This is a genomic window from Acidovorax sp. GW821-FHT10E04 (assembly GCF_059415185.1).
Window position 1 is genome coordinate 181,038 of record NZ_JBWKMT010000005.1, and the last position, 22,404, is coordinate 203,441.

A 22,404-nucleotide genomic window follows, 5' to 3' on the forward strand; every position below is an offset into this window, starting at 1 on the left:
AACCTTCCATGAAAAACATTCTTCGCCCAGCACTTGTCGTGTTTGTAGCCCTCAGCGCGCTGACGGGCTTGCTGTACCCCTTGGCCGTTACCGGAGCGGCGCAGGCCGTTTTCCCCCACGAGGCTGCGGGAAGCCTTGTGCAGCGCAATGGCCAGGCCGTTGGCTCTTCGTCGATCGGCCAGAATTTCACGGATCCCGCGCATTTCTGGGGGCGTCCGTCGGCCACGGCGCCCATGCCCTACAACGCGGTGGCGTCGGGCGGCTCCAACCAGGGGCCCCTCAATCCGGCGTTGAACGATGCGGTCAAGGCCCGCGTGGAGGCATTGCGCGCGGCCGACCCCGGCAATCTGGCGCCGGTGCCCGTGGACTTGGTGACGGCGTCCGCCAGCGGTCTGGATCCGCATATCAGCGTCGCGGCGGCACAGTACCAAGCCGCCCGCGTGGCGCGGGCCCGCAACGTCCCCGTGGCGAGCGTGAATGCCCTTGTCGACAAGCTCACCGAAAAGCCGATCCTGGGCCTGCTTGGCGAACCCAGGGTGAACGTACTGGCACTGAATCTTGCCTTGAATGATGCACGGTAGCAGCGCATCCCGCCTTTTGTCATGCTTGCCCATGGGGCCCGCTTGGAGCCAGGCACGCCATGGCTGACATGCAGCGCCCAGACCCCGATGCGTTGATCGCGCAACTGCGCGCGCAGGAGCAGCAGACCACGCGCGGCAAGCTGCGCATCTACTTCGGCGCCAATGCAGGGGTGGGCAAGACCTGGGCCATGCTCAGTGCGGCGCAGCGGGAGCGTGGCGCTGGCCGCGACGTTCTGATCGGGGTGGTGGAAACCCATGGCAGAGCCGAGACGGCGGCCTTGCTCGCGGGATTGGATGCATTGCCCCTCAAGGAGGTGGAGTACCGTGGCCGGCTGCTCCTTGAATTTGACCTGGACGCGGCCCTTGCACGCAAGCCGGCCATCCTCCTGGTGGATGAGCTTGCCCACTCCAACGTGCAGGGATCCCGCCATGCCAAGCGCTGGCAGGATGTCCAGGAACTGCTCGCCGCGGGCATCGATGTGTGGACTGCGCTCAATGTCCAGCATCTGGAGAGCCTCAATGGGACCGTGGGTGCGATCACGGGGATCAGGGTCCATGAGACGGTGCCCGACACCGTGCTGGACGACGCGGACGAAGTGGTGCTTGTCGACGCCACCCCCGATGAACTGATATCCCGCCTGAGTGCAGGGAAGGTGTATGTCCCCCAGCAGGCTGAGCGTGCGGCCCAGAGCTTCTTCCGCAAGGGCAACCTGATTGCCCTGCGCGAAATCGCACTGCGCCGCACCGCTGAGCATGTGGAGGACGACGTCCTGGGATGGCGGATCGAACAGTCAGGCACTCCCGGCGAGCGCGTGTCTGCCGCCTGGAACACCTCGGGCAGCATACTGGCATGTGTCGGGCCGAACGAAGATGCCGCGCAGACCGTGCGCGCGGCCGCGCGCCTGGCAGGGCAGCTCAATGTGAAGTGGCATGCCGCATACGTGGAGACACCGCGCCTGCAGAGGCTGGACGCACCGCAGCGCGACAGGATTCTGGCCGTGCTGCAACTGGCGCAGGAGCTGGGCGCCGAGACGGCGGTGCTGACGGGCGACCACGTTGCGCCGGCCCTGGCTGCACAGGCGCTTCACCTCAATTGCGCCACCCTGGTCCTGGGTCGTCCTGCGCCGCGGCGCTGGTGGCAGAAGTGGCCTTCGACCAGGGAGGTGGGCCGGGAAATCGCGGGACTTGCCCCCTCGCTTGATATCGTGGAAACGGCGCGCGCGGGTAGTTCGAGGCGGTTGCCGCAGGCACTCTGGAGCCACAAAGTAGGCGTTGAGGCCAGGGAAACCGACGAGGCCGCACACCCGCGCTGGCAGGGCTTCCTCTGGGCGCTCGGTGCCAGCATTGCGGTCACGTTGATGGCGACTCTGTTGCACGGCGTCCTGGAGTTGACCAACATCGTGATGTTGTACCTGGTCGGCGTTGTCGGGGTCGCCATGCGATTCGGGCGCGTGCCTGCGGCGATGGCCGCACTGCTCAATGTGCTGGCCTTCGATTTCTTCTTCGTATCACCGCGGCTGTCTTTCGCGGTCAGCGACGTGCAGTACGTGGTCACTTTTGCCGTGATGCTGGGGGTGGGACTTCTGGTGGGGCAGCTCACAGCCGGCCTCAGGTTCGCGGCCGGAGTGTCCAACAGCCGGGAGCGCCGGGCCCAATCGCTGTTCGAGCTTGCGCGCGAGCTGTCGGCGGCCCTGGAGACGAGCCAGGTCATCGAGATCGGCGCGGCGGCTGTGCAGGGGCATTTTGGCGGCAGGGCGGTGGTGGTTGCATTGGACGCGTCGGACCGCCTTCACTACCCCGATGATCTGCCCCAGGAATTTGACAAAAGTGTGGCCGACTGGACCTTGCGACAAGGACAGAGCGCGGGGCTGGCCACGAGCACCCTGGCGGCGCAGGCATGGCGCTATGTCCCCCTCAAGGCGCCCATGAGGGTGCGCGGTGTGCTGGCGCTGGAGCCCGCGCACCCAAGGTGGCTGCTGATTCCGGAGCAGGCTCAGCAACTCGATACCTTGGCCCGGCAGATCGCCATCGCGCTCGAACGTGTGCACTACGTCCACATCGCGCAAAAGGCGGTGGTGGACATGGAGTCCGAGCGGCTGCGCAATGCCTTGCTGGGCGCTGTCTCCCATGATGTGAGAACACCGCTGACGGCGCTGATCACGCTGGCCGAATCGCTCAAGGGGTTGCCGACGGAGGAGCACGATGCCGTGGCACAAGCCATCGTGCATCAGGCGCACCAGCTCAACGCGCTGGTCAGCAACCTGCTGGACATGGCCAGGCTGGAAAGTGATGTTTCGGGACAAAGTGTCCACTTGCGGCGTGACTGGCAGTCGGTCGAGGAAGTCGTGGGCGCCTCGATACGCGCCGCCAAGCCCGCGCTGAAGGAGTTGACCGTTCGCACGGAAATCCCCGCCCATTTGCCGCTGGTGGAGTTCGATCCCGTCCTCATTGAGCGCGTGCTGGTGAATTTGCTTGAGAATGCCGCCAAGTACGGCGCACCGCCCGTTGTCATCAAGGCGTTTGCGACAGAAGGGAGTCTGGTGTTGACCGTGACGGACCACGGGCCTGGCCTGCCACCCTCTGTGCGTGGCAAGGAACACCTGCTGTTCGAGAAATTCACCCGGGGACAGGCTGAATCGGCGACACCGGGCGTGGGCCTGGGGTTGGCGATCTGCAAGGCGGTGGTGCACGCGCACGGCGGAACGATCTCCGCTGCCAGCGCAACCGGGGGCGGGGCGGAATTCACCATCACGCTCCCGCGCCGAGAGCCTCCCCCCGATCCCGATTTGGAAGATATGGAGCGGGGCGTTGCCGCCCCGGGATACGATGCAAATACGTACCGTGCTGGTGGTTGAGGATGAGCCGCAGATCCGGCGCTTCGTTCGCAGTGCGCTCGAAGCAGAAGGATGGCAGGTTCATGAAGCCGCGACGGTGCGCGAAGGACTGTCTGCGGCGGGTACCCGCCAGCCCGATCTGCTGGTGCTGGACCTGGGATTGCCTGACGGCGATGGCATTGACCTGATCCGCGACGTGCGGGGCTGGTCCGCCGTGCCGATCATCGTCCTGTCTGCGCGCACCGATGAGGCCGACAAGGTCTCCGCACTCGACGCTGGAGCGGATGACTATCTCACCAAGCCCTTTGGTACGGGGGAGCTTCTGGCGCGCGTGCGTGCCAATCTTCGCCGTCCGCGTGCGGCGACAGGAAATGGGCTCACCGTGGATGGGGTGGAGCCAGCGTTTCATTTTGGCGACGTGGAGGTGGACCGCAGCGCTCGGCTGGTACGCAAGGGCGGGGTTGAAGTCCACCTGACGCCGACCGAGTACCGCATGCTGTCGGTGCTGGTCGCCAATTCGGGAAGGGTCATCACCCAGAAACAGCTGCTCCGCGAAGTGTGGGGGCCGATGCGGTCGGACCAGAGCCACTACCTGCGCATCTACATGGGGCATCTCAGGCAGAAGCTCGAGGCAGATCCGGCGCAGCCTCGTCACTTGCTGACCGAATCGGGAGTGGGGTACCGACTCGCGGTGTGACTCCACAAGCGATGAACTCCAGGGCTGCAGCGGTGCGCCTGGCGCGTTTCCCCCATTGCGTGATGTGGCCGCGGAATTTGACAACGAATTGACGGTTGGCGCACCAGTTTTTACGAACGATTTACACCAGTCTTTCTAGACTGGGTGCATGTTCAACAGATGCCACTGCCCCCTTTTTTTGAAGGTGGCCTCCGTGGTGAAAGACATGCTGCAAACATACGCAGGGATCAGCCTGCACCGGGTGGCCATGCTGCCCTTCCCCGGGGAGTGCGACGGTCCGGCCTCTCTGGTGGCGCTGCCCCTGGTCGCTTCATGCACCGACGCACAGGACTTGCGAAAGACACTTCATTCGGCTCTGGGCGCCCGGTTGCGGGGGTACCGAATGTGTCTGGACAGGCCCCGCGAGCGGGCAAGTCTCAGCTTGCTTGTGCAACGCAAGGATGTATTGCACACCGTGTGCTGCGTGATGCGCGTGTTGCCGCACGCCGAGTTTGGCCGCGTGGTGAAAGTCGCTGGTGCTGAGGAATTCCCGTGCCATTGACATCGCTCCGCATCCAGTGGGCCCCATCCATGGGAGCGTGGCTGTCGGATCGCAGGCGTTGCGATCCCGGAAGGTCGATCCATGGATGACTGGGTGCATGTGTCGCTGGCGCTGCTGGTACTGCTGGTTCCGATCGGCGTCGCGTGGATGGCATTGAAGCTATCTGACCGGGGCGCGCGCAAATCCGGGCGCGGTCTTCGATGAAGCCGTCTTCCCATCGGAGCAAGGTGGAGCCGGCGAACCGTGGCGATCTGGCCGCGCTCGATCGGCTGGAGCGCGCGGCTTTCGAGAACGACAGAATCTCGTTCAGAAGTTGGCAACGCATGCTGGCCAGCCCGTCGGCCCGCGTTCTCGTGTGCAGATCGAGCGAAGTCTTGGAGGGGGCCTGCGTGGTATTGCGCCGCAAGGGATCCTCTGTAGCTCGCCTGTACTCGATCGCTGTGGCGTCTGCCGCACGGGGTTCCGGCATGGCGGCTGAACTTTTGACCGCGGCGATCAGGGACGCGCGAGAAGCCGGGTGCGCGGTTTTGAGGCTGGAGAGCAGGACTTCCAATGTCTGCGCACACCGCTTGTTCCTTCGCCATGGATTCGTGGGGATGGGCCGCAAGCTTGCCTACTACGGCGATGGCGAAGCCGCTTTGTGCTTTCAGAAGGACCTCTTCGACGACGCGCGGGCGCGAGAAGGGAACGCCTCTCGGGTGCGGCACTACGCCCAGACGCTGGATTTCACCTGTGGGCCCTGCGCATTGCTGATGGCCATGTCTGCCGTGGACCCGTCCATCCCTGTCAATCAAGCCGCCGAAATCCGCCTATGGCGTGAGGCCACAACGGTCTTTATGGCGGCGGGCCATGGTGGGTGTGGTCCTTTCGGACTTGCGCATGCGGCATTGCGCCGCGGCTTTGACGTGTCGGTCTATGCAGCGGCTGGCGCATCACTCTTCATGGACAGTGTGCGCGACCCTCTCAAGAAAGACGTCATCCAGCTGGTGGAAAACGACTTCCGGTTGGAACTGGAGGCTCACCGTGTTCCTGTCCATGCCCGGCCCGTCTCTCCAGAAAGCGTGATTGAGCAATTGCGCATGGGAAGCCTGCCCATTGTCCTCATCAGTCTGTGGCGGCTTCACCGGGAGAAAACGCCACATTGGGTGGCAATCACCGGCTTTGACGGCGCGGTTTTTCGCCTTCTGGACCCTATGGCGCGTTCCAGTGACCCGGACGGCGGAGTGTCCATCAGCTTTGGTGAATTCAAGAAGATCGCCAAGTACGGGCGCCGCAGGCGCACTGCCGCGGTCGTCATCTCCGGAAAGAAATAAATTGTCTTCAGAACATGTGATCGTGGTGGAGAAGCTCGCAGACTTTCGATGGAGCGAGCCCGAGATCAGAGTCATCACCGCCGATCAATTCGTGGCGGAGGAGCCGGATGCCCGGGGGCGTTTTCGCAAGGTCACGAACCTTTGCCGGACTTATGGCTACCTCAGCATGGGCTACTACTGCTCCCTGCTGGCGGAGGCGCGTGGCGACCGGGTCACCCCCAGCGTGGACACCATACTCAGCCTTCAGCGCAAGCGAATGCAGCCTGATGAAGCGTTCGTGCAGCTCAATAGACTGGTCGGTCCGCTGAAGGAAATCCCCGGCTCCGTGAATACGCTGACCTTGCATGTGTTCTTCGGGGTCATGGAGGACCCCGTGCTGGCGCCGCTGGCTCGAAAGAGCTTTGAACTGTTCCGTTGTCCATTGATGGAGATCACCCTCGAACGGCAGGAGCAGTCCGCAAACTGGCAGCTCGGCGGAATACAGGCGTTGGACCTTCGCGATGTCGAGCCTGCGCGCGATGAGGTCTTTGTTCGAGCGCTCCGCCAGTACACGCGGCGCAGCTGGCGCCCCATGGTCGCCATGCCCCTGCCCCGGATGGACCTCGCGGTCCTGCACGATCCGGATGACCCGCTTCCTCCGTCCAGTCTCAGGACGCTCAAGAAGTTGGTTGATGTGGGGCAGGACATGGGAATTGCGGTGGAGCTTATCGAGAAGAAGGACTTCTCCCGCCTGACCCAGTTCGATGCGCTGTTCATTCGGGAAACCACCGCGGTGACGCACCATACCTTTCAGTTTGCGAGAAAGGCTGTCGCCGAGGGCATGCCGGTCATAGACGACCCCGTGTCCATCCTGCGCTGCACGAACAAAGCCTTTTTGGCGGAGCTTCTGCGCGAGCATGCCATTGCCACACCGGTGACGCGCATGGCCAGCCGGCGCACGCTGGCCGGCATGGAGCACACGCTGGACTACCCCGTGGTGGTGAAAGTACCGGATGGTGCGTTCAGCCGCAGTGTCAAGAAGGCGGAGAGCTTTGAGCATCTCCAGGACATTGCGAAAGGCATGCTCAGGGAATCGGAAATCATCCTGCTGCAGGAGTACATGTACACAGACTTTGACTGGCGCGTCGGGGTTCTGGCGGGGCAAGCGGTCTTCGCGGCGAAGTACTTCATGTGCAATGGGCACTGGCAGATACTGCAGCACACAGCAAATGGCAAGTACACGGAGGGGCGGGTGCAGGGTGTGCCGCTGCAAGATGTGCCCACAGAGGTGCTGGCGGCAGCCGTCAACTCCGCGCGCCTGGTTGGCAATGGATTTTATGGGGTGGACATCAAGGCCACGGCCTCTGGTGTCTATGTCATCGAGATCAACGACAACCCCAATCTCGATGTTGGCATGGAAGATGCGGCATTGGGCGACAAGCTGTATTCCACTTTGCTCTCGCACTTCCTGTTGCAGGTGGAACGCCGATTCACATCCACTGCGCAGCGTGGCAGCGCGTCTCGTTTGCAACCTGACGCGGTGGCGCCTGGGTAGTTCGAGACGGGAAGATTTGGCGGTTTTTTTACGGACGGCGGGCCTGCTCGGAAATGGGCCGATCGCCGATGCGGTGGACCCATCCTCCGCTGTTTTGGTTAGCATGGTTTCCGAAGCCCGGTTTTCGGCAGGTCGCGAGAAAATCCGGAATTGATTTCCTGGCTGCACCACGTGAAATGGGCGCTGGCGCCCACGCCGTGACGGCTGAATGAACCGCCACTCGGCGCACGGTGCCCACGCCGCAAGTGTGTTGCTCGGCATCACGAACCAGACGAAAGGCCACTGCATGTCAACCGAGTCCCATCCCGCCTGCGTGCGGGAGTTGCGCCAGGTCCTGTTGTGGCCCCTGCGCCTGATGCCGGTGCGGGGTTCCGAGGGGCGGCACGCCAAGCCCTGGCAGGTGCTGGCGGACATGGGCGAGGCCTCGCCCTGGCGCGAGGTGGTGGATGAATTCACGGGCGACAGCGATCGTTTTCACGAGCGCCACTACAACGAGTTCGTGACCTTCTTGCCCTACGTGCAGCGCTTCCTGTACGGCGAGGGGCGCAGCCAGAAAGGCAGCAGCGCCGCAGGTTCACCGATGCGGGTGTTCCGGCGCAGCGACGTCAGCGCCGTGCGGGCGGTGTTGCGCCCCGGTGCGCCGCCGATCACGCTCGACATCGTCCATGTGGACCTGTACTTTTTTCTCGACCTGGATTTGGTGCTGCTCAATGTCGAGGTCAGCGCCCGCGACCTGACGCTGGCCCAGGCGCAGGAACTGCTGTACCGCTTTGGCCGCGGCTACCCCGCCAGCTGGGATGCGAAGGGCCATGCGCAGCACTGCCTGTACAGCGCCGAGTGGCTGGACGCCGCGGGGCAGGTGCTGGCCCAGTCCGACGCCAACCAGCGCGACCTCTTCATGGCCCATGTCAGCAGCCACCGCGCCCCGCGCATCGCCGCCCATTGGGCTTGGCTGCTGGAGCCCCTGGTGAGCGACCATTCGGAGCGCAGCGGTCCCTTGCGCTATCGCCAGATCGAGTACTACCGCATGCCGCAACTGGCGTTCCTGGCGCTGGACAACCCGCGCGCACTGAGCCGCAGCGACTTCGTTCGCCTCGGCCTGGTGACCGGGGCGGCCACCTCCAGCGACGACGCCAGCCTGCCCTATGCCGAAGAGCATCTGGCCGACTTCGAAAAGCGGTTTTGTTACGACCGATTCTGGAGCCACAGTGGCGCGGCTCCCAACACGCGGTATCTTTGCAGCGGCCATTCGCTGCTGGTGCTGGGCGATGCCCACAGCCCGTTTTTTGTCTGCCGCGACCGGGGGGTGCTGGCGCAGTTCCGGCACCAGCATTTCTTGTTGTTCCTGATCGCGCATTTCCAGAAAGCGGCGCTGCTGATGTTCTCGGACCGGCTGGCCGAGGCACTGAAAAACCTGGACATTGCCGACGCCGCCAGCGTGCGCCGCTTCAAGCGCACGATCCGTGACAGCTTTGCCGGCTTTCTGCGCTTCACGCACCGCTACTGGTTCCACGAGGTGTCCGAACAGGCCCAGGTGCGTGCCCTGTTCCGCATGTGCGCCAACCACCTCGGGCTGGACCCGCTGTACACGGAGGTCAAGGAGCGCATTGGCGAAATGAACCAGTACCTGGACGCGGACAGCCTGCGCCGCCAGGCCAACACCGTCGTCAGGCTGACGGTCGTGACCATCTTTGGCCTGATCGGCACCGTGACCACGGGCTTCCTGGGCATGAATTTGCTGGCCGAGGCCGATGCTCCCCCGGGCCGCAAGCTGGGGATTTTTGCCGTCGTGTTTGCCTTGACCACCTTGCTGACGGTTTACACCATGGTCAAGTCCAAACGCCTGTCGGACTTTCTGGACGTGCTTTCAGACGAACGCGCCAGTGCCTGGCAGAAAGTCAAGGCGCTGGGGCTGGTGTGGCGGCGCACAGGAGAATGAGGTGTGCTGCCCATGCCCCTGCTGGCCGTTCATCGCCGAGTTTTGACCAGGCAGTGACTGTTGTCGCCGATGGCACCCTTCCGTTGGAAAATCGCGCGTGACGGCAGTCGCTGTGTGGCCTACAGTGGTCATCCACCTTCGATGCAGCGACAGGCATGCACGCACGATTCAGTTGCGCCGTCCTGCCGCCCGCTGTGCCTGCAACGTCGATTCGGCCCTGCCGTGTGCAGGTTTCGAACGCCGTGCGGCCAGGCAACAGCCAGTTCTTTGCCCGAGCCGGAGGCGGCAGGCGCAGGCAGGCAGCCAGGTCGCTTGCAAGCTTTTTGTGCGAGGAGGATAATTCGCTCTTATGAAAATTCTCACCAACGTGATCAAGGCATCGTTCGCCCCCTAGTTGCGCCCCTCGATCGCGTGTCGGAGGGCTGTGCGCCTTCCGGTCCATAAAACCCCGGCAGGCTCCACCTCCGGGGTTTTTGTTTTTTCAGACTTTCTCACCACCCAATCTATGCGTACCTACGACAAGTTGATTGCCACGATTCCCGGCCGCCGGAGCTTGAGTTCCGTGCGCCCGGGCTTCGGCGACAGCACAACACCCATTCAACGCTAGCCTGAAGGCGAATCCATCTCGCCTGGGCTGGCAGATAGCCAACCAGGCGGCAGCTGCTCGCAGAGCCGGGCGCAGCCGCAAGAGATTGAAAGATTCGCCATGAGAAATTCACGCAACACCAGCAATGCCCATCTGCGCAACCTCGGCGTCATCGCCCACGTCGACGCGGGCAAGACCACGACCACCGAACGCATCCTGTTCTACACGGGCGAGAGCCATCGCATCGGCGAAGTGCACGACGGCACGGCGCACATGGACTTCGATCCGCAGGAGCAACAGCGCGGCATCACCATCAACAGCGCGGCCGTCACCGTGCACTGGAAGGGCACGCAGCTCAACCTGATCGACACGCCCGGCCACATCGATTTCAACATCGAGGTGAACCGCTCGCTGCGCGTGCTCGACGGTGCGGTCGTCGTGTTCGACGGCGTGGCCGGTGTGGAGCCGCAGACCGAGACCAACTGGCGCCTAGCCGACAAGTACCGCGTGCCGCGCATCGCCTTCATCAACAAGCTCGACCGCGTGGGCGCCGACTTCCACCGCGTGGTGGCCATGATGGAAGAGCGCCTGGGCGTGCGCGTGGTGCCGCTGCAGATCCCCATCGGCGCGGAAGGCGACTTCCGCGGCGTGGTGGACTTGCTGAGCCTGCGCGCCCGCATCTGGGACAAGGACGACGCGAGTGCGCCCTACCGCGAAGCCGACGTGCCCGCCGAGCTGCTCGAGCAAGCCGTGCGCGCACGCGCCCGCCTGGTAGAGGCCGCCGTGGAGCAGGACGAAGCCGCGCTGCAGGCCTACGTGAACGGCGAAGAGATCGCTGTGGATGTGCTGCGTGCCGCCATCCGCAAGGGCGTGCTGGCCGGCGCCTTCGTGCCCGCGCTGGCCGGCTCGGCCTTCAAGAACCGCGGCGTGGAGCCTTTGCTCGACGCCGTGGTGGACTACTTGCCCTCTCCGGACGACATCGTGCGCGAAGGCGGCGAGACCGCTGCGGACCCGTTCAAGGCCCTGGCGTTCAAGGTCGTCACCGACGACCACGGCGCCAAGGTGTTCGTGCGCGTGTACAGCGGCCGTCTGGGCCGGGGCGACGTGGTGCTCAACACCAGCACGGGCAAGACCGAGCGCGTGTCGCGCCTGTACGAAGTGCATGCCGACAAGCACATCGAGCGCGACGAGCTGGTGGCGGGCGACATCGCCGCCGTCGTGGGCCTCAAGGACACGCTGACGGGGCACACGCTGAGCGACCCGGCCCACCCCGTGGTGCTGGAGCAGATCAGCGTGCCCGAGCCGGTGATCCATGTGGCCATCGAGCCCAAGGCGAGCGCGGACCAGCAAGGCCTGTCCAAGGCCCTGCAGTCCCTGCTGCGCGAAGACCCGAGCCTGCGCCTGCAGCACGATGCCGAATCCGGCCAGACCATTCTGTCCGGCATGGGCGAGCTGCAGCTCGAGGTCTCGATCGAGAAGCTGCGCGCACGCCACGGCGTCAACGTGTCGGTCGGCCGCCCCCAGGTGGCCTACCGTGAAACCATTTCGAAGAGTGTGGAGGTACACCATGTGCACAAGAAGCAATCGGGCGGCCCCGGCCAGTTCGCCGAGGTGAGGTTGCTGCTCGAACCCCTGCCAAGGGGCGAAGGCATCCGCTTTGACAACCGCATCGTGGGCGGCGCCGTGCCGCGCGAGTTCATCCCTGGGGTGGAGGCCGGCATCCGCCGCGCCGCCCTCACGGGCGTGGTGGCCGGCTTCCCCGCCGTGGACTTCGCGGCCACGCTGGTGGACGGCAGCTTCCACGAGCGCGACTCGTCCACGCTGGCCTTCGAGCTGGCGGCCATGGCCGCCTTCCGCGAAGGTTTTGCGAAAGCGGCACCCCAGGTGCTGGAGCCCGTGATGGCCGTGGAGGTCATCACCCCGGCCGAGTACCTGGGCGACAGCATTGGCGACCTGAACCGCCGTCGCGGCATCGTGCGCGGCCAGGGCCAGCGCGGCAACGCCGCCACGGTCGAGGCCGAGGTACCGCTGAAAGAGATGTTCGGCTACATCGGCAGCCTGCGCGCCTTGTCTTCGGGCCGCGCGCAGTACTCGATGCAGCTGGACCACTATGGGGTGGTGCCTGCGGGGGAGATGGCTGCGTTGGTGCCGTGAATTGAATCAGCGCGATAGGCCGGAATCGATGGCCTGGCAGCGCAAGACGGGAGGGGCGTGGACGGATGTCTGCGCCCCTTTTTTTGTCTGCGATGGGAGCCTGGATGGCGGCGTCGGTTCAGGAGCGAGCTGGCGGACGGCCCCAGACTGTCGGCGGTCACGGCGACCCGCTGCCATCAGCGCGATCGCCGCCGAACAACTCGAACACCATGCCACGCAGCCACTGGTTCACTGGTTCGCGATGCACCTTGGCATGCCAGAACACACTGATCGGCGCCTCGGGCAACTTGACCGGGTGCGTGCGCAATGTCAGCCCGAAGGGCTCGACCAGCTTGAGTGCCAGGAGCTCGGGCACCGTCGCCACCAGCGCCGTGCCTTGCAGGATGTGGCCCACACTGACAAAGTGCGGCACGCTCAGCCGCACAAGGCGGTCGATGCCGGCCTTCTGGATCAACTCGTCGACTTTGCCATGCCCCGTGCCCGCGGCGACGATCACCAGGTGCTCCGCCGCCTTGTAGTCGGCGAGCAGCAGCTTCGGCCGGTCCAGCGTGTGGCCCTTGCGGAACAGGCACACATAGCGCTGGCGAAACAGCCGCCGCTGGAAGAAGCCCGCCTTGAGCTGGGGCAGCAGGCCGATGGCCAGGTCCACCTTGCCAGACTCCATATCGTCGCGCAGATTGGTCGCGTTGTTGCGCACGGTATTCAGCGTCACACCGGGCGCTTCCCGCCCCAGGCGCTCCAGCAGCGCTGGAAGGAAGACGATCTCTCCAATGTCCGTCATGCCGATGGTGATGGTGCGCTTGAGCGTGGCCGGCGTGAACTGCATGCGCTGGTTCAGTCCACTGTGGATCATGCCCAGCGCGTATCCGACCGGTTCGCCGAGTTGTTCGGCAAAGGGCGTGGGCACCATGCCGCCCGACGTGCGCAGGAACAACTCGTCGCCGAAGATTCGGCGCAGCTTGGCCAGCGCATTGCTGACGGCAGGCTGGGTGAGGCCCATGTTGTCGGCCACCTTGGACACGCGCCGCTCGACCATGAGTTGCTGAAACAAGACCAGCAGGTTCAGATCGATGTCAGATAACTCCATCGCCACTCCATCAGTGCGGGTGATATGAAGCGGCAATGGTATTGCAGCCGATGATTCTTATGCACAATCGCATGAATGATCTCGCAGCCCGCCCGCCATGGACATTCTTGTTCAGCCGCTTAACCGCGTGATCCGTGCCGCACCGGGCGTGAATCTGCTCGACGCCCTGCGCGCGGCGCAGGTTCCGATGTCCTACTCCTGCCTCTCCGGCCGCTGCGGTATCTGCCGCTGCCGGGTGCTCGATGGCGAGGTGTTCGATGGGGGGCGTGAGCAGCAGCGCCCGCTGGACGGCATGGACGGTGCCGTGCTGGCCTGCCAGACCTATGTGACCGAGGCCTGCACGATCGAAGTGCCGGCGCCCGAGGAGGCCGTGGTGCACCGGGCGCGTGTGGCCAAGGCCACTGTCGCGGCCATCGAGCCATTGGCGGTCGACATCCGGCGCCTGCTGCTCAAGGTTAGCAAGCCGATCGCATTCTCACCGGGCCAGTACGCGCAGATCGCTTTCACGCCGGCCCACGTGCGTCCTTATTCCATGGCGAGCTTGCCGGGCGAAGAGCTGCTGGAGTTCCACGTGCAGCTGATGCCCAGGGGCCGGGTCAGCGGCTACATCGCGGATCAACTGAAGGCAGGGGATGCCGTCAAGGTCAGCGGGCCGTTGGGTGCAGCCTATCTGCGCCAGCAGCACACCGGGCCGATACTGTGCGTGGCGGGAGGTACGGGGCTGGCACCTGTGCTTTCGGTGGTGCGTGGCGCCGTGGCCGCCGGCATGCGCAACCCCATTCACCTGTACTTCGGGGTGCGCTCGCCACGCGAGCTGTACGGCCTCACCTGGCTGGACCAGCTGCGCCACGCACATCCTGCGCTGCAGGTGCATGTGGTGGTGGCCTCGGGCGCGGACCCTGCGGCGCAGCGGCGCGGGCTGGTGACCCAGGCCATCGAACAGGACCACGCCAGCCTGCGCGGCTGGCATGCGTATCTGTGCGGCTCACCGCCGATGGTGGAGACGACCACGCTGGTGGCGCTGGGCAAGGGCATGGAGCCGGCCCACATCCATGCCGAGGCCTTTTACATGCAGGGCGACTGAGGTTCAGCCCGCATCGGGCTGCGCACTGGGCGCGGCTTGCCGGAATGCGTCCAGTTGCCCGCAGGCCAGGTCCACCGCCTGCACCCGCGGCCAGCGCGCCAGGTCGACCTTGAAGCGGCGCGCGCTCTCCACCTGCGGCACCAGGTAGACATCGGCCAGCGTAGGGTGCTTGCCAAAGCAGAAGTCGCCACGCCGCCGGTCGCTCGCGAGCAGTGTTTCGATGGCGTCGAAGCCCGCGCCGATCCAGGTGCCGCACCAGTCGTTCACGGCTGCCTCGTCCGCGCCAAAACGGTGGCGCAAGGCTTCCAGGATGCGCCGGTTGTTGACCGGGTGGATATCGCAGCCCACGATGGCCGCGAGTGCGCGCACCTGGGCACGCTCTGCGGCATCGGTGGGGAGCAGCGGCGGACTCGGATGGCGCTCTTCGAGCCATTCGATGATCGCCGGCGACTGGGTCATCAGGCGGTCGTCCGTCTCCAGGACCGGCACGAACTGCTGTGGATTGATCGCCTTGAAGGCCTGCGCCAGATGCTCCTCGCGCCGCAGATCGACCGCGACCTGCTCGTACGAAAGGCCTTTCAGGTTCAGCGCGATGCGCAGGCGGTGGGACGTTCCACTGCGGAAGAAGGTGTAGAGCTTCATGATCAGTCCAGAGCGATCTTGGCGCGCTTGACGACATCACCGAACGTGCGCGAATCGCGTTCGATGGCGCGGAGCAGCTCGCTCGGCGGGCCAATGTAGGGCTCGAATCCGAACGTCGCCAGGCGTTCCCTGACCTCGGCGGTCGCGAGCACCTTGCCCACATCGGTATTGATCTTCTCGATCGACGCCTTCGGTGTGCCGACAGGAGCGAACAAACCCACCCAGGTCTTCACCTCGAACCCCGCCGGCCCGCCCGCCTCGCCGACGGTCGGGATATCGGTGAAGCCCGCCAGACGCTTGGGTGCGGCGAGCGCCAGGAACTTCACCTTCTTGGCCTGGTACATCGGTCCGGCCGTCGCCGCCGTGCCGAACGCCCACTTGATGTCACCGGTGGCGACGGAGGTGTAGACGTTCCCCATGTCCTTGTAGGGCACGTGCATCATCTTCGTATCGGTCGCGGCTTCGAGCATTGCCGCGCCGACATGGGCCACGCTGCCGATGCCCCATGATCCATAGGTGATCTCGCCGGGTGCCGCCTTGGCTGCCTTGATCAGGTCTCCCATGTCTTTCCACGGCGAATTGGCCGCCACCACCACGAAGAAGTTGGTGAAGTACACCGGTGCCACCGGCTCGAAGTCCTTCAGCGGGTCGTAGGGCAGTTGCTTGAACACATGCGGCTGCAGGGCCATGTGCGTGTTGTCCACCTGCAGCACGGTGTAGCCGTCAGGCGCTGCGCGTTTGGCGTCGCCAATGGCGATGAAACCGTTGGCGCCCGGCTTGTTGTCGATGACCAGTTGCTGGCCCCAGTGGCGCGACAACCTCTCGCTGAGGATGCGCATCACCGCGTCCGGACCGCTGCCCGGGGAATACGGCGCGACGGACCGCACGGGCTTGGCGGGGTATGTCTGCGCCGCTGCGCCGGGCAGGCCCGCGGCGGTCAGCAGGGCCCAGGCGCAAAGCGCAGCGGCCGTGCGGGAAATGGAAGTACGGATGGCTGTGATCATGGCTATGTCTCCTTGTCATTGGGCCGGAATCGGCCTGTTGTTTCGTGGCTGATCAGTGGGGTGGGCAAGCGCGGCATGCGGGCCGGAGGCCTCCGGCTCAACCGGTGGTCTGGGCGCGGTGGGCGTGCAGCGCCTCGAAAATCGGCGCGTCGCTGAAACGGAAAAGGTCGAGCGCACCCGAGGCGGATGCCTGGGCCGAGAACGGCTGCCACGATGGCACCACGAACAAGTCGCCACGCGCCACGTGCCAAGTGCGCTCTCCCACGGTCACGGAGCCACTGCCGTCGAACACCTGGAACACGGACGAGCCCACCTCGCGATGGACGCGCGTCGCGCCGCCCGCGCGCACGCGGTGCATCTCGGTGCGCATCGTCGGCAGCACATCGCCGCCGGTAGCAGGGTTGGTAAAGCGCACCGCCGCATGCCCCGGGCTCAGCGTGCCGGCCTGGCCTTCGGCCTCCAGGGCGAGCTGATCGGCCAGCGCGCGGTCGGTGTCCACCCAGCGGTAGGCCAGGAGCGGGGTGGCGGGCTGCGCTCCCGGCATCGAGACGGGGCGCAAGCCGGGGTGGCCCCAGAGCCTTTCGGAGTACGAACGCTCCGCCGTGGTGCGCTCGGCGGGCGAAATCCGCTCGCGCCCGACCTCGAAGAACTGGCTCTCGGTGTAGTACGAGAACGGAATGTCCAGGCCATCGATCCAGGCCATGGGCTCGGTGGCGGCGTTGTGGTGGGCGTGCCAGTTCCACCCTGCCTGCGGCAGGAAGTCGCCGCGCGACATGCGCACCGCATCGCCATTGACCACCGTCCAGACGCCCTCGCCCTCCACCACGAAGCGGAAGGCGTGCTGCGTGTGCCGATGCTCGGGAGCATCTTCACCCGGCATCAGGTACTGGATGGCGGCCCACAGCGTGGGCGTGGCGAAAGGACTGCCGCCCAGCGCCGGGTTGGCCAGCGCGATCGCGCGGCGCTCGCCACCGCGGCCCACGGGCACGATCTCGCCGGCCTGCGCGGCCAGTGCCTTCAGCCGGTCCCAGCGCCACAGGTGTGGCACGGCCTTGGATTGGGGTTGCCGGGGCATCAGGTCGCCGATCTCGGTCCAGAGCGGCACCAGCAGTTCCTGCTCGAAGCCTCGGTAGAGCTCCTCCAGCGCGGGCGTGGGGTCGGGCTGGCCCCGCCCCGCCACGGCATGCAGCCGCACGGGGGAAGGCGTCAGGTCGGTGGTCATGGTGGGTTTGTCTCCTTGATTCATCGTTGTGTCACTCCGCAGGGCCGACGTGGAGCACGATGCTGCCCACGCCGTCGATCTGGCCGTCGATGCGGTCACCTGGCTGCACCGGGCCCACGCCTTCGGGCGTGCCGGTGAAGATCAGGTCGCCGGGCAGCAGGTGGTAGAACCTGGACAGGTCGGCGATCAGCTCGGGGATGTTCCAGATCAGCTTGGACAGGTCGGACTTCTGGCGTACCTTCCCGTTGACCGACATCGCCAGCTCGCCCTGGCTCAGGACGGCCTGCTGCATCGGCACGATCTCCGAGACCACGGAGGACTGCTCCACGTCCTTGCCCAGGTCCCAGGGCCGGCCTTTCTCGCGCGCCACGAGCTGCAGGTCGCGGCGCGTCATGTCCAGGCCGCAGGCATAGCCATAGATGAGGCTCGGTGCCTCGGCCTCGGGCACGCGAAAGCCGGGCGCGCCGATGGCCACCACCAGTTCCATTTCGTGGTGGTAGTCCTGGGTGCCCGGCGGGTAGGCCACGGTGGCACCGGACTCGACCAGTGTGGACGGTGCCTTGGTGAAGTAGAACGGCACCTCGACCGACTTGTCGACCGGGCGCCCCATCTCGACCGCATGCGCGTGGTAGTTGCGGCCGACAAAAAACAGCCGCTGGATGGGCAGGCGCTCGCTTCGGCCACGCACCGGCAGCGCATAGACCGGCGGTGGAGTCCAGAGATAGGTGGTGGAGGTCATCGGTGTTTCCCTTTTTTGAACGTGGTGGTGGGGTGGGTTCAGACCTTGGGCAGTAAGCAACGGGCGCCTGATTCACAGCTTGGACATCGGCGTGCCCAGGTCCGCCAGGCGTTCGGTATCGACGGGCCTGCGCTGCTCGATCAGCCGGCGCGCGAAGCGCAGGTCGCGCGCTGCATTGGGGCCGATGGCGGCCTGGACCACGTCGCCGGCCAGGTAGAACAGCACGAAGCCGCCGCTGGCCTGGTCGCCGCGCTGCACCACACGGTGCGCGGGCGTCGGTACGCCGTAGATCTGCAGATTCATGCCGTACTGGTCGGACCAGAACCAGGGCAGCGGCTGGTAGTCCACCGCGTGGCCCAGGGCCGAGCGCGCGGCAGCGATGCCCTGGTCCTGCGCGTTCTGCCACGACTCGAGCCGCAGCCTGCGCCCGGCCCAGGGGTTGAGAGCCACGGCCACGTCGCCAGCGGCCAGGATGTCGGGGTCGGACGTGCGGCACCGGGCATCGACCAGCACGCCGCCTTCGCAGGCCAGGCCCGCCTCGCGCGCCAGTTCGTCGTTGGGCACCAGGCCGATGCCCAGCACGATGGTGTCGGCCGCGAGCACGCTGCCATCAGCGAGCCGCACTTCCGAGCGGCCATCCGCCGCGCGCGCAAAGCCTAGGACTCCAGCGCCCAGCACAACGCGGGTTCCCTGAGAGTGATGCAGCGCCAGCAGGTACTCCGATATCGCGGCCGGTACGGTGCGTTCGCACAGGCGGCCCTGCGTCTCGACGACCACGACGTCAGCGCCCCGCTGGCGTGCCGTGGCCGCCACCTCCAGACCGATCCAGCCGCCGCCCACCACCACCACGCGACGGCCGGGCATAAGCGCGGGCGCCAGCGCCATCGCATCTTCGATGGTGCGCAGCGTGTGCAGCGGCACCTGGTCGGCCCCGGGCACCGCGAGTCGGCGGGCCCGCCCTCCGGTGCACAGGATGAGCTTGTCGTAGGGCACCGCTTCGCCATCGGACAGCAGCACCTGCCTGGCGGCGCGGTCAATGCGGCGCGCCTGCACCCCGGGCCGCCATTGCGCACCCAGGGCGTCGAAGGCCTCGGGCTTCATCAGGCGCGTCGTCTCGGGCTGTGCGGCGCCAGACAACACCGCCTTGGACAGCGGTGGCCGCTCGTGCGGCGGGTGGACCTCGTCACCGATCAGCACGATGCGGCCTGTGAAGCCTTCGCTGCGCAGCGTCTGCGCGGCCCAGCCACCGGCCTGGCCGGTGCCGACGATCACGATGGTATGGATCGGGCGGGCGGCCGCGCCTTCATCCGGCAATGCGGCGGCCGCAACCTCTGGTCGCTTGGCAGTCATGGGCTTTCCTTGTGAGGGCGGTGGCGCTCAGTCGAAGGCCAGCCAGACGCGGCCGCCTTCGATCTTGACGGGGTAGCTGCGCAGGGGCTCGGTCACCGGCGCGCAGGTGGGCAGGCCGGAGCGCACATCGAACTTGCCCTGGTGCAGCGGGCACTCGATCTCGTGCCCGTCCAGGAAGCCGTCGCACAGCCGTGCATGGCCGTGGGTGCAGACGTTGTCGGTGGCGAAGACCTCGCCGTCCACGCCATACAGTGCGATGTCCCGTCCTGCAACGGCCAGGCCCATCACGTCATCCTGCGGCACGTCGTCCCGCGCGGCGGCGTCAATCCAGTTCGTGGTCATGGCAGTTCCTCAGATGGGGTAGATCAGCGAATTGGGGATCATCTCGCTGTCGTAGATGACCAGGCGCGAAGCGAACTTCAGGCCCTCGGGCGTGCGCACCACCTCATCGAGCGTGCGGCCCACGTTGAAAACGGTGGACTCCTTGGACAGGCGCGTGCGCAGTACCGCGTAGTTGGCCTCGCTGTGGATGCGGCCATCGGCACCGACCTGGTGGACGAGCGGCGCACCCACCACGTGGCGCTGGTAGTAGGGGTCGTGGAACAGCGTCTCGCGGATGCCATAGACGCGGTCCTTCAGCATGCCCTTGCTGTCGAAAGCCAGCGTGGCGAGTGGAAAACCGCGTTCGTGGTTCTCGCGCGGCTGCAGCTTGTAGCTGCAGTCGTCGATGAAGAACTCCGGCCAGGCATCCCAATCGGCGGCGTCGAGTGCACTTGCGTAGCGGGCATAGAGTTGCGTCAGTTCGTAGTAGGTCTGGAACTCCATGGTCACGCCTCCATCACCTTGCGCCAGTATTCGTACATGCCGCGGATCAGCGTCTCCGTGACCATGTGGTCCGTGTCGCCGACCTCCCGGCCACCGAGTTCGGCCAACGTGCGGTGCGCGGGCTTGGTCTCGAAGCCTTCCTGCGACCACTCGATGACTTCGCCATCGTCGGCCGACACAAAGCCCGCCGGGCCGAAGAGGTTGGCCTGGCGCAGGCGGCGCTGCGTCATCTCTTCGCTGTCGTCTTCGAAGCCGAAATGCGTCCAGACGAAATCGAAGGCGCCCTGGCCGTCCGGCTGGATGTGGCGTGTGGACACGCTGTTGACCTGCTGCTGGAAGATGACGCTCGGAAACACGGTCATCATCACGGCCGTCGGCGCACCCCACCAGTCTTCGTGCACGATGTCGAGAAAGCGCGGGTCGTTCAGTTCCATGCCCACCTTGAAGCTGGACACCTGGGTCACGTCGGCCGCCTTGCCGGCCGCGCCGCGGGTGGACACCATGGCCGCATGGCGATGCTGCGCGTCCATCAGCAGCTGGGACTTGTTGTCGGCGCGCCAGAGACCGAAGGTGACGAACCAGGTGTGCAGCAGGCCTGGGTGGTAGGGGTCCTTGATGTTCTCCTGCATCAGCTTCCAGTTGCCCGGAATCCGCTGGCGGTTGTAGCCCAGGATCGTGAGCTTGCGGCCGTCGAACAGACGGTCGAAGTAGCCCAGGATCGCGGGCCCCAGGAAGTCCTCCAGCGGCTCCACGCCATGGTCGAATGATGCGAACACGACGCCACCGCGCGTGGCGACCTTGAGCTTGGTCAGGCCATGCTCGGCAGGATTGAAGTCCGCCGGCATGCCGCCATTGACCTTGCCATCCTGCTTGACGCCGCGCCGGAACGGCACGCCCTGCAGGTCGCCCGACAAGGTGTAGTTCCACTGGTGGTAGGGGCAGGTCAGGCTGTCGCGGTTGCCGTGCCGCTCGCGGCAGAACGCCATGCCGCGGTGCGCGCAGACGTTTTCCACCACATGGATCGAAGCATCCTTGTCACGCACCAGCAGCACGGAGCGTTCGCCGATGACGGTGCGCTTGAAATCGCCCGCGTTGGGGATCTCGGCTTCCAGGCCCACGTAGCACCAGTGGCCGTTGTAGAACAGCCGGTCGAGTTCTTTGCGGTACAGGTCTTCGTCGGTGTAGGCCTGGAACGGGATGCGGCTGGTACCGTCCGTCTCCCAGCGGATCTGCCGGGGAAAGACGGTGACGGGGCATTCATGCATGGGCGTCTCCTTTGTGGTGCTGGTCGGTGGTTCCGATGCGGGCTGCATTCCAGCGCCTGGGGACGGATCATTCGCCGCCAAGCTATATCAGTCAATGGAACACGCGTGATGTTTCACATCACCGATATGAATATTGCTCTCGAGCGCGGCCTGGGGGCCTTGTTGTGGGTGGAAGGTGAACAAGGGCGGCGCAGCATGACGGTGTCCGGGCCAGGCGCGGGTCGCATGGAGCTGCTCCCACCGCGTGTGTCGGCGCGCTGCTGCGCCGCGGCGGTCAATAATCACCCACACAACCCAGAAAGAGTGCAATGAACCACCAGTCGCCGCGTCTTGCCGTCACGGCTTTGTTTTTCAGTGCGCTCTTTGCAGCAACCGCATCGGCGCAAGTCGCACCGGTCATCGCCAAGAGCTTCAACCCGTCAGTGGTCGCGCCCAACGGCAATTCCATCGCGACGATCACGGTGACGAATCCAAACGTTGCCGTGGCGCTCAACAACGTTCAATTCAGTGACACCATGCCGGCGGGGATCGATCTCATCACCCAAACGGGCGGCACATGCAGCACGCTCGCGACGGGGGGAGGCATGTTCTCCATCAACCCCGGCGCGGAGACCTTTTCCAGCAGATCGAACGTGCTTGCCGGAGGCCAGTCCTGCACGATTACCGTGAGTGTTCGGGGGACAGTCATCGGCGCGCACGTCAACACGACGTCGCCAGTCACGTCCAGCAATGCCCCGCCTGGCGCCGCCGCATCGGGAACGCTCACCGTGATGGCGGCCAGTGTTCCCGCCCCTGTGCCAACCTTGTCCGAATGGATGGTGATGTTCCTTGCTGCCGCACTGGCCATGGCGGGCGCCCTCAGGCTGCGGGCGTACGCAGCCTGAGGTTCGGAGGCTGGGCCGCAGCCCCGATTCCAGAATCTTGCGTGCGGCGTGCGCCAGCGCACTGTCACCGGCCAAGGCGGGGCTGGCTTCGTGGACGGCGAGCCCTGGCCCCTTGCGCCGCTC

General features: G+C 65.5%; 21 protein-coding genes. 12 read left to right on the plus strand and 9 right to left on the minus strand.

Annotated features, from left to right (window positions below):
- Positions 1-8: 8 nt before the first annotated feature.
- From kdpC to fusA, 9 genes are all read left to right on the plus strand, one after another.
- A complete protein-coding gene (gene kdpC, locus AC07OC_RS17095; protein WP_218339785.1) occupies positions 9-581 on the plus strand; it encodes a potassium-transporting ATPase subunit KdpC in 573 nt (190 codons plus the stop codon).
- 59 nt (positions 582-640) lie between these two features.
- Positions 641-3,436: a DUF4118 domain-containing protein gene (locus tag AC07OC_RS17100; RefSeq protein ID WP_218339784.1), complete on the plus strand. Its 2,796-nt coding sequence runs from the start codon at positions 641-643 to the stop codon at positions 3,434-3,436.
- Positions 3,408-4,112: a two-component system response regulator KdpE gene (gene kdpE, locus AC07OC_RS17105; RefSeq protein WP_255591049.1), complete on the plus strand. Its 705-nt coding sequence runs from the start codon at positions 3,408-3,410 to the stop codon at positions 4,110-4,112. The genes AC07OC_RS17100 and kdpE overlap by 29 nt, the downstream gene beginning before the upstream one ends.
- Before the next feature lie 148 nt (positions 4,113-4,260).
- On the plus strand, positions 4,261-4,653 hold the full coding sequence (locus AC07OC_RS17110) for a hypothetical protein (protein WP_218339783.1): 393 nt from the start codon (positions 4,261-4,263) through the stop codon (positions 4,651-4,653).
- An 81-nt stretch (positions 4,654-4,734) separates the two neighbouring features.
- Positions 4,735-4,857, plus strand: coding sequence for a hypothetical protein (locus tag AC07OC_RS17115; RefSeq protein ID WP_255591048.1), 123 nt, complete (start codon positions 4,735-4,737; stop codon positions 4,855-4,857).
- Complete coding sequence (locus AC07OC_RS17120) at positions 4,854-5,966, plus strand: GNAT family N-acetyltransferase/peptidase C39 family protein (RefSeq protein WP_494601793.1); 1,113 nt, start codon at positions 4,854-4,856, stop codon at positions 5,964-5,966. Before AC07OC_RS17115 ends, AC07OC_RS17120 begins: the two co-directional genes overlap by 4 nt.
- 1 nt (position 5,967) lies before the next feature.
- Complete coding sequence (locus AC07OC_RS17125; protein WP_218339781.1) at positions 5,968-7,500, plus strand: RimK family ATP-grasp domain-containing protein; 1,533 nt, start codon at positions 5,968-5,970, stop codon at positions 7,498-7,500.
- A gap of 286 nt (positions 7,501-7,786) precedes the next feature.
- Positions 7,787-9,439 carry a hypothetical protein gene (locus AC07OC_RS17130; RefSeq protein ID WP_494601795.1) on the plus strand — a complete coding sequence of 551 codons (1,653 nt, stop codon included), beginning with the start codon at positions 7,787-7,789 and terminating at the stop codon, positions 9,437-9,439.
- 706 nt (positions 9,440-10,145) lie between these two features.
- A complete protein-coding gene (gene fusA, locus AC07OC_RS17135; RefSeq protein WP_218339779.1) occupies positions 10,146-12,179 on the plus strand; it encodes an elongation factor G in 2,034 nt (677 codons plus the stop codon).
- Between the two features lie 157 nt (positions 12,180-12,336).
- Here fusA and AC07OC_RS17140 read toward each other — a convergent pair whose 3' ends face one another.
- A complete protein-coding gene (locus AC07OC_RS17140; RefSeq protein ID WP_218296179.1) occupies positions 12,337-13,266 on the minus strand; it encodes a LysR family transcriptional regulator in 930 nt (309 codons plus the stop codon).
- A gap of 97 nt (positions 13,267-13,363) precedes the next feature.
- On the opposite strand from AC07OC_RS17140, the gene AC07OC_RS17145 reads away from it, so the two are divergent.
- Complete coding sequence (locus AC07OC_RS17145) at positions 13,364-14,350, plus strand: 2Fe-2S iron-sulfur cluster-binding protein (protein ID WP_218339778.1); 987 nt, start codon at positions 13,364-13,366, stop codon at positions 14,348-14,350.
- A gap of 3 nt (positions 14,351-14,353) precedes the next feature.
- On the opposite strand, the gene maiA is transcribed toward AC07OC_RS17145, so the two are convergent.
- The 8 genes from maiA to AC07OC_RS17185 form a co-directional block, all read right to left on the minus strand.
- Positions 14,354-14,992: a maleylacetoacetate isomerase gene (gene maiA / locus AC07OC_RS17150; protein WP_218296177.1), complete on the minus strand. Its 639-nt coding sequence runs from the start codon at positions 14,990-14,992 to the stop codon at positions 14,354-14,356.
- A 2-nt stretch (positions 14,993-14,994) separates the two neighbouring features.
- Positions 14,995-15,996 carry a Bug family tripartite tricarboxylate transporter substrate binding protein gene (locus AC07OC_RS17155; RefSeq protein WP_494601797.1) on the minus strand — a complete coding sequence of 334 codons (1,002 nt, stop codon included), beginning with the start codon at positions 15,994-15,996 and terminating at the stop codon, positions 14,995-14,997.
- Between the two features lie 97 nt (positions 15,997-16,093).
- Positions 16,094-17,218 (minus strand): cupin domain-containing protein, encoded by a 1,125-nt coding sequence (locus tag AC07OC_RS17160; protein ID WP_494601799.1) that lies wholly within the window; start codon positions 17,216-17,218, stop codon positions 16,094-16,096.
- Positions 17,219-17,249: 31 nt separating this feature from the next.
- Entirely contained in the window at positions 17,250-17,957 is a 708-nt protein-coding gene (locus tag AC07OC_RS17165; protein ID WP_218339774.1) for a fumarylacetoacetate hydrolase family protein, read from the minus strand.
- 72 nt (positions 17,958-18,029) lie between these two features.
- Positions 18,030-19,307 (minus strand): NAD(P)/FAD-dependent oxidoreductase, encoded by a 1,278-nt coding sequence (locus AC07OC_RS17170; protein WP_494601801.1) that lies wholly within the window; start codon positions 19,305-19,307, stop codon positions 18,030-18,032.
- Between the two features lie 27 nt (positions 19,308-19,334).
- A complete protein-coding gene (locus tag AC07OC_RS17175) occupies positions 19,335-19,649 on the minus strand; it encodes a non-heme iron oxygenase ferredoxin subunit (RefSeq protein WP_492806882.1) in 315 nt (104 codons plus the stop codon).
- A 9-nt stretch (positions 19,650-19,658) separates the two neighbouring features.
- On the minus strand, positions 19,659-20,132 hold the full coding sequence (locus AC07OC_RS17180) for an aromatic-ring-hydroxylating dioxygenase subunit beta (protein WP_056417184.1): 474 nt from the start codon (positions 20,130-20,132) through the stop codon (positions 19,659-19,661).
- Positions 20,133-20,134: 2 nt separating this feature from the next.
- Positions 20,135-21,397 carry an aromatic ring-hydroxylating dioxygenase subunit alpha gene (locus tag AC07OC_RS17185; RefSeq protein WP_494601805.1) on the minus strand — a complete coding sequence of 421 codons (1,263 nt, stop codon included), beginning with the start codon at positions 21,395-21,397 and terminating at the stop codon, positions 20,135-20,137.
- Positions 21,398-21,505: 108 nt separating this feature from the next.
- On the opposite strand from AC07OC_RS17185, the gene AC07OC_RS17190 reads away from it, so the two are divergent.
- Entirely contained in the window at positions 21,506-21,709 is a 204-nt protein-coding gene (locus AC07OC_RS17190; protein WP_494601807.1) for a hypothetical protein, read from the plus strand.
- The gene (locus AC07OC_RS17195) at positions 21,706-22,281 is read left to right on the plus strand and encodes an IPTL-CTERM sorting domain-containing protein (protein WP_492253894.1); all 576 of its coding nucleotides are present in this window, start codon (positions 21,706-21,708) and stop codon (positions 22,279-22,281) included. Before AC07OC_RS17190 ends, AC07OC_RS17195 begins: the two co-directional genes overlap by 4 nt.
- Positions 22,282-22,404 lie beyond the last annotated feature (123 nt).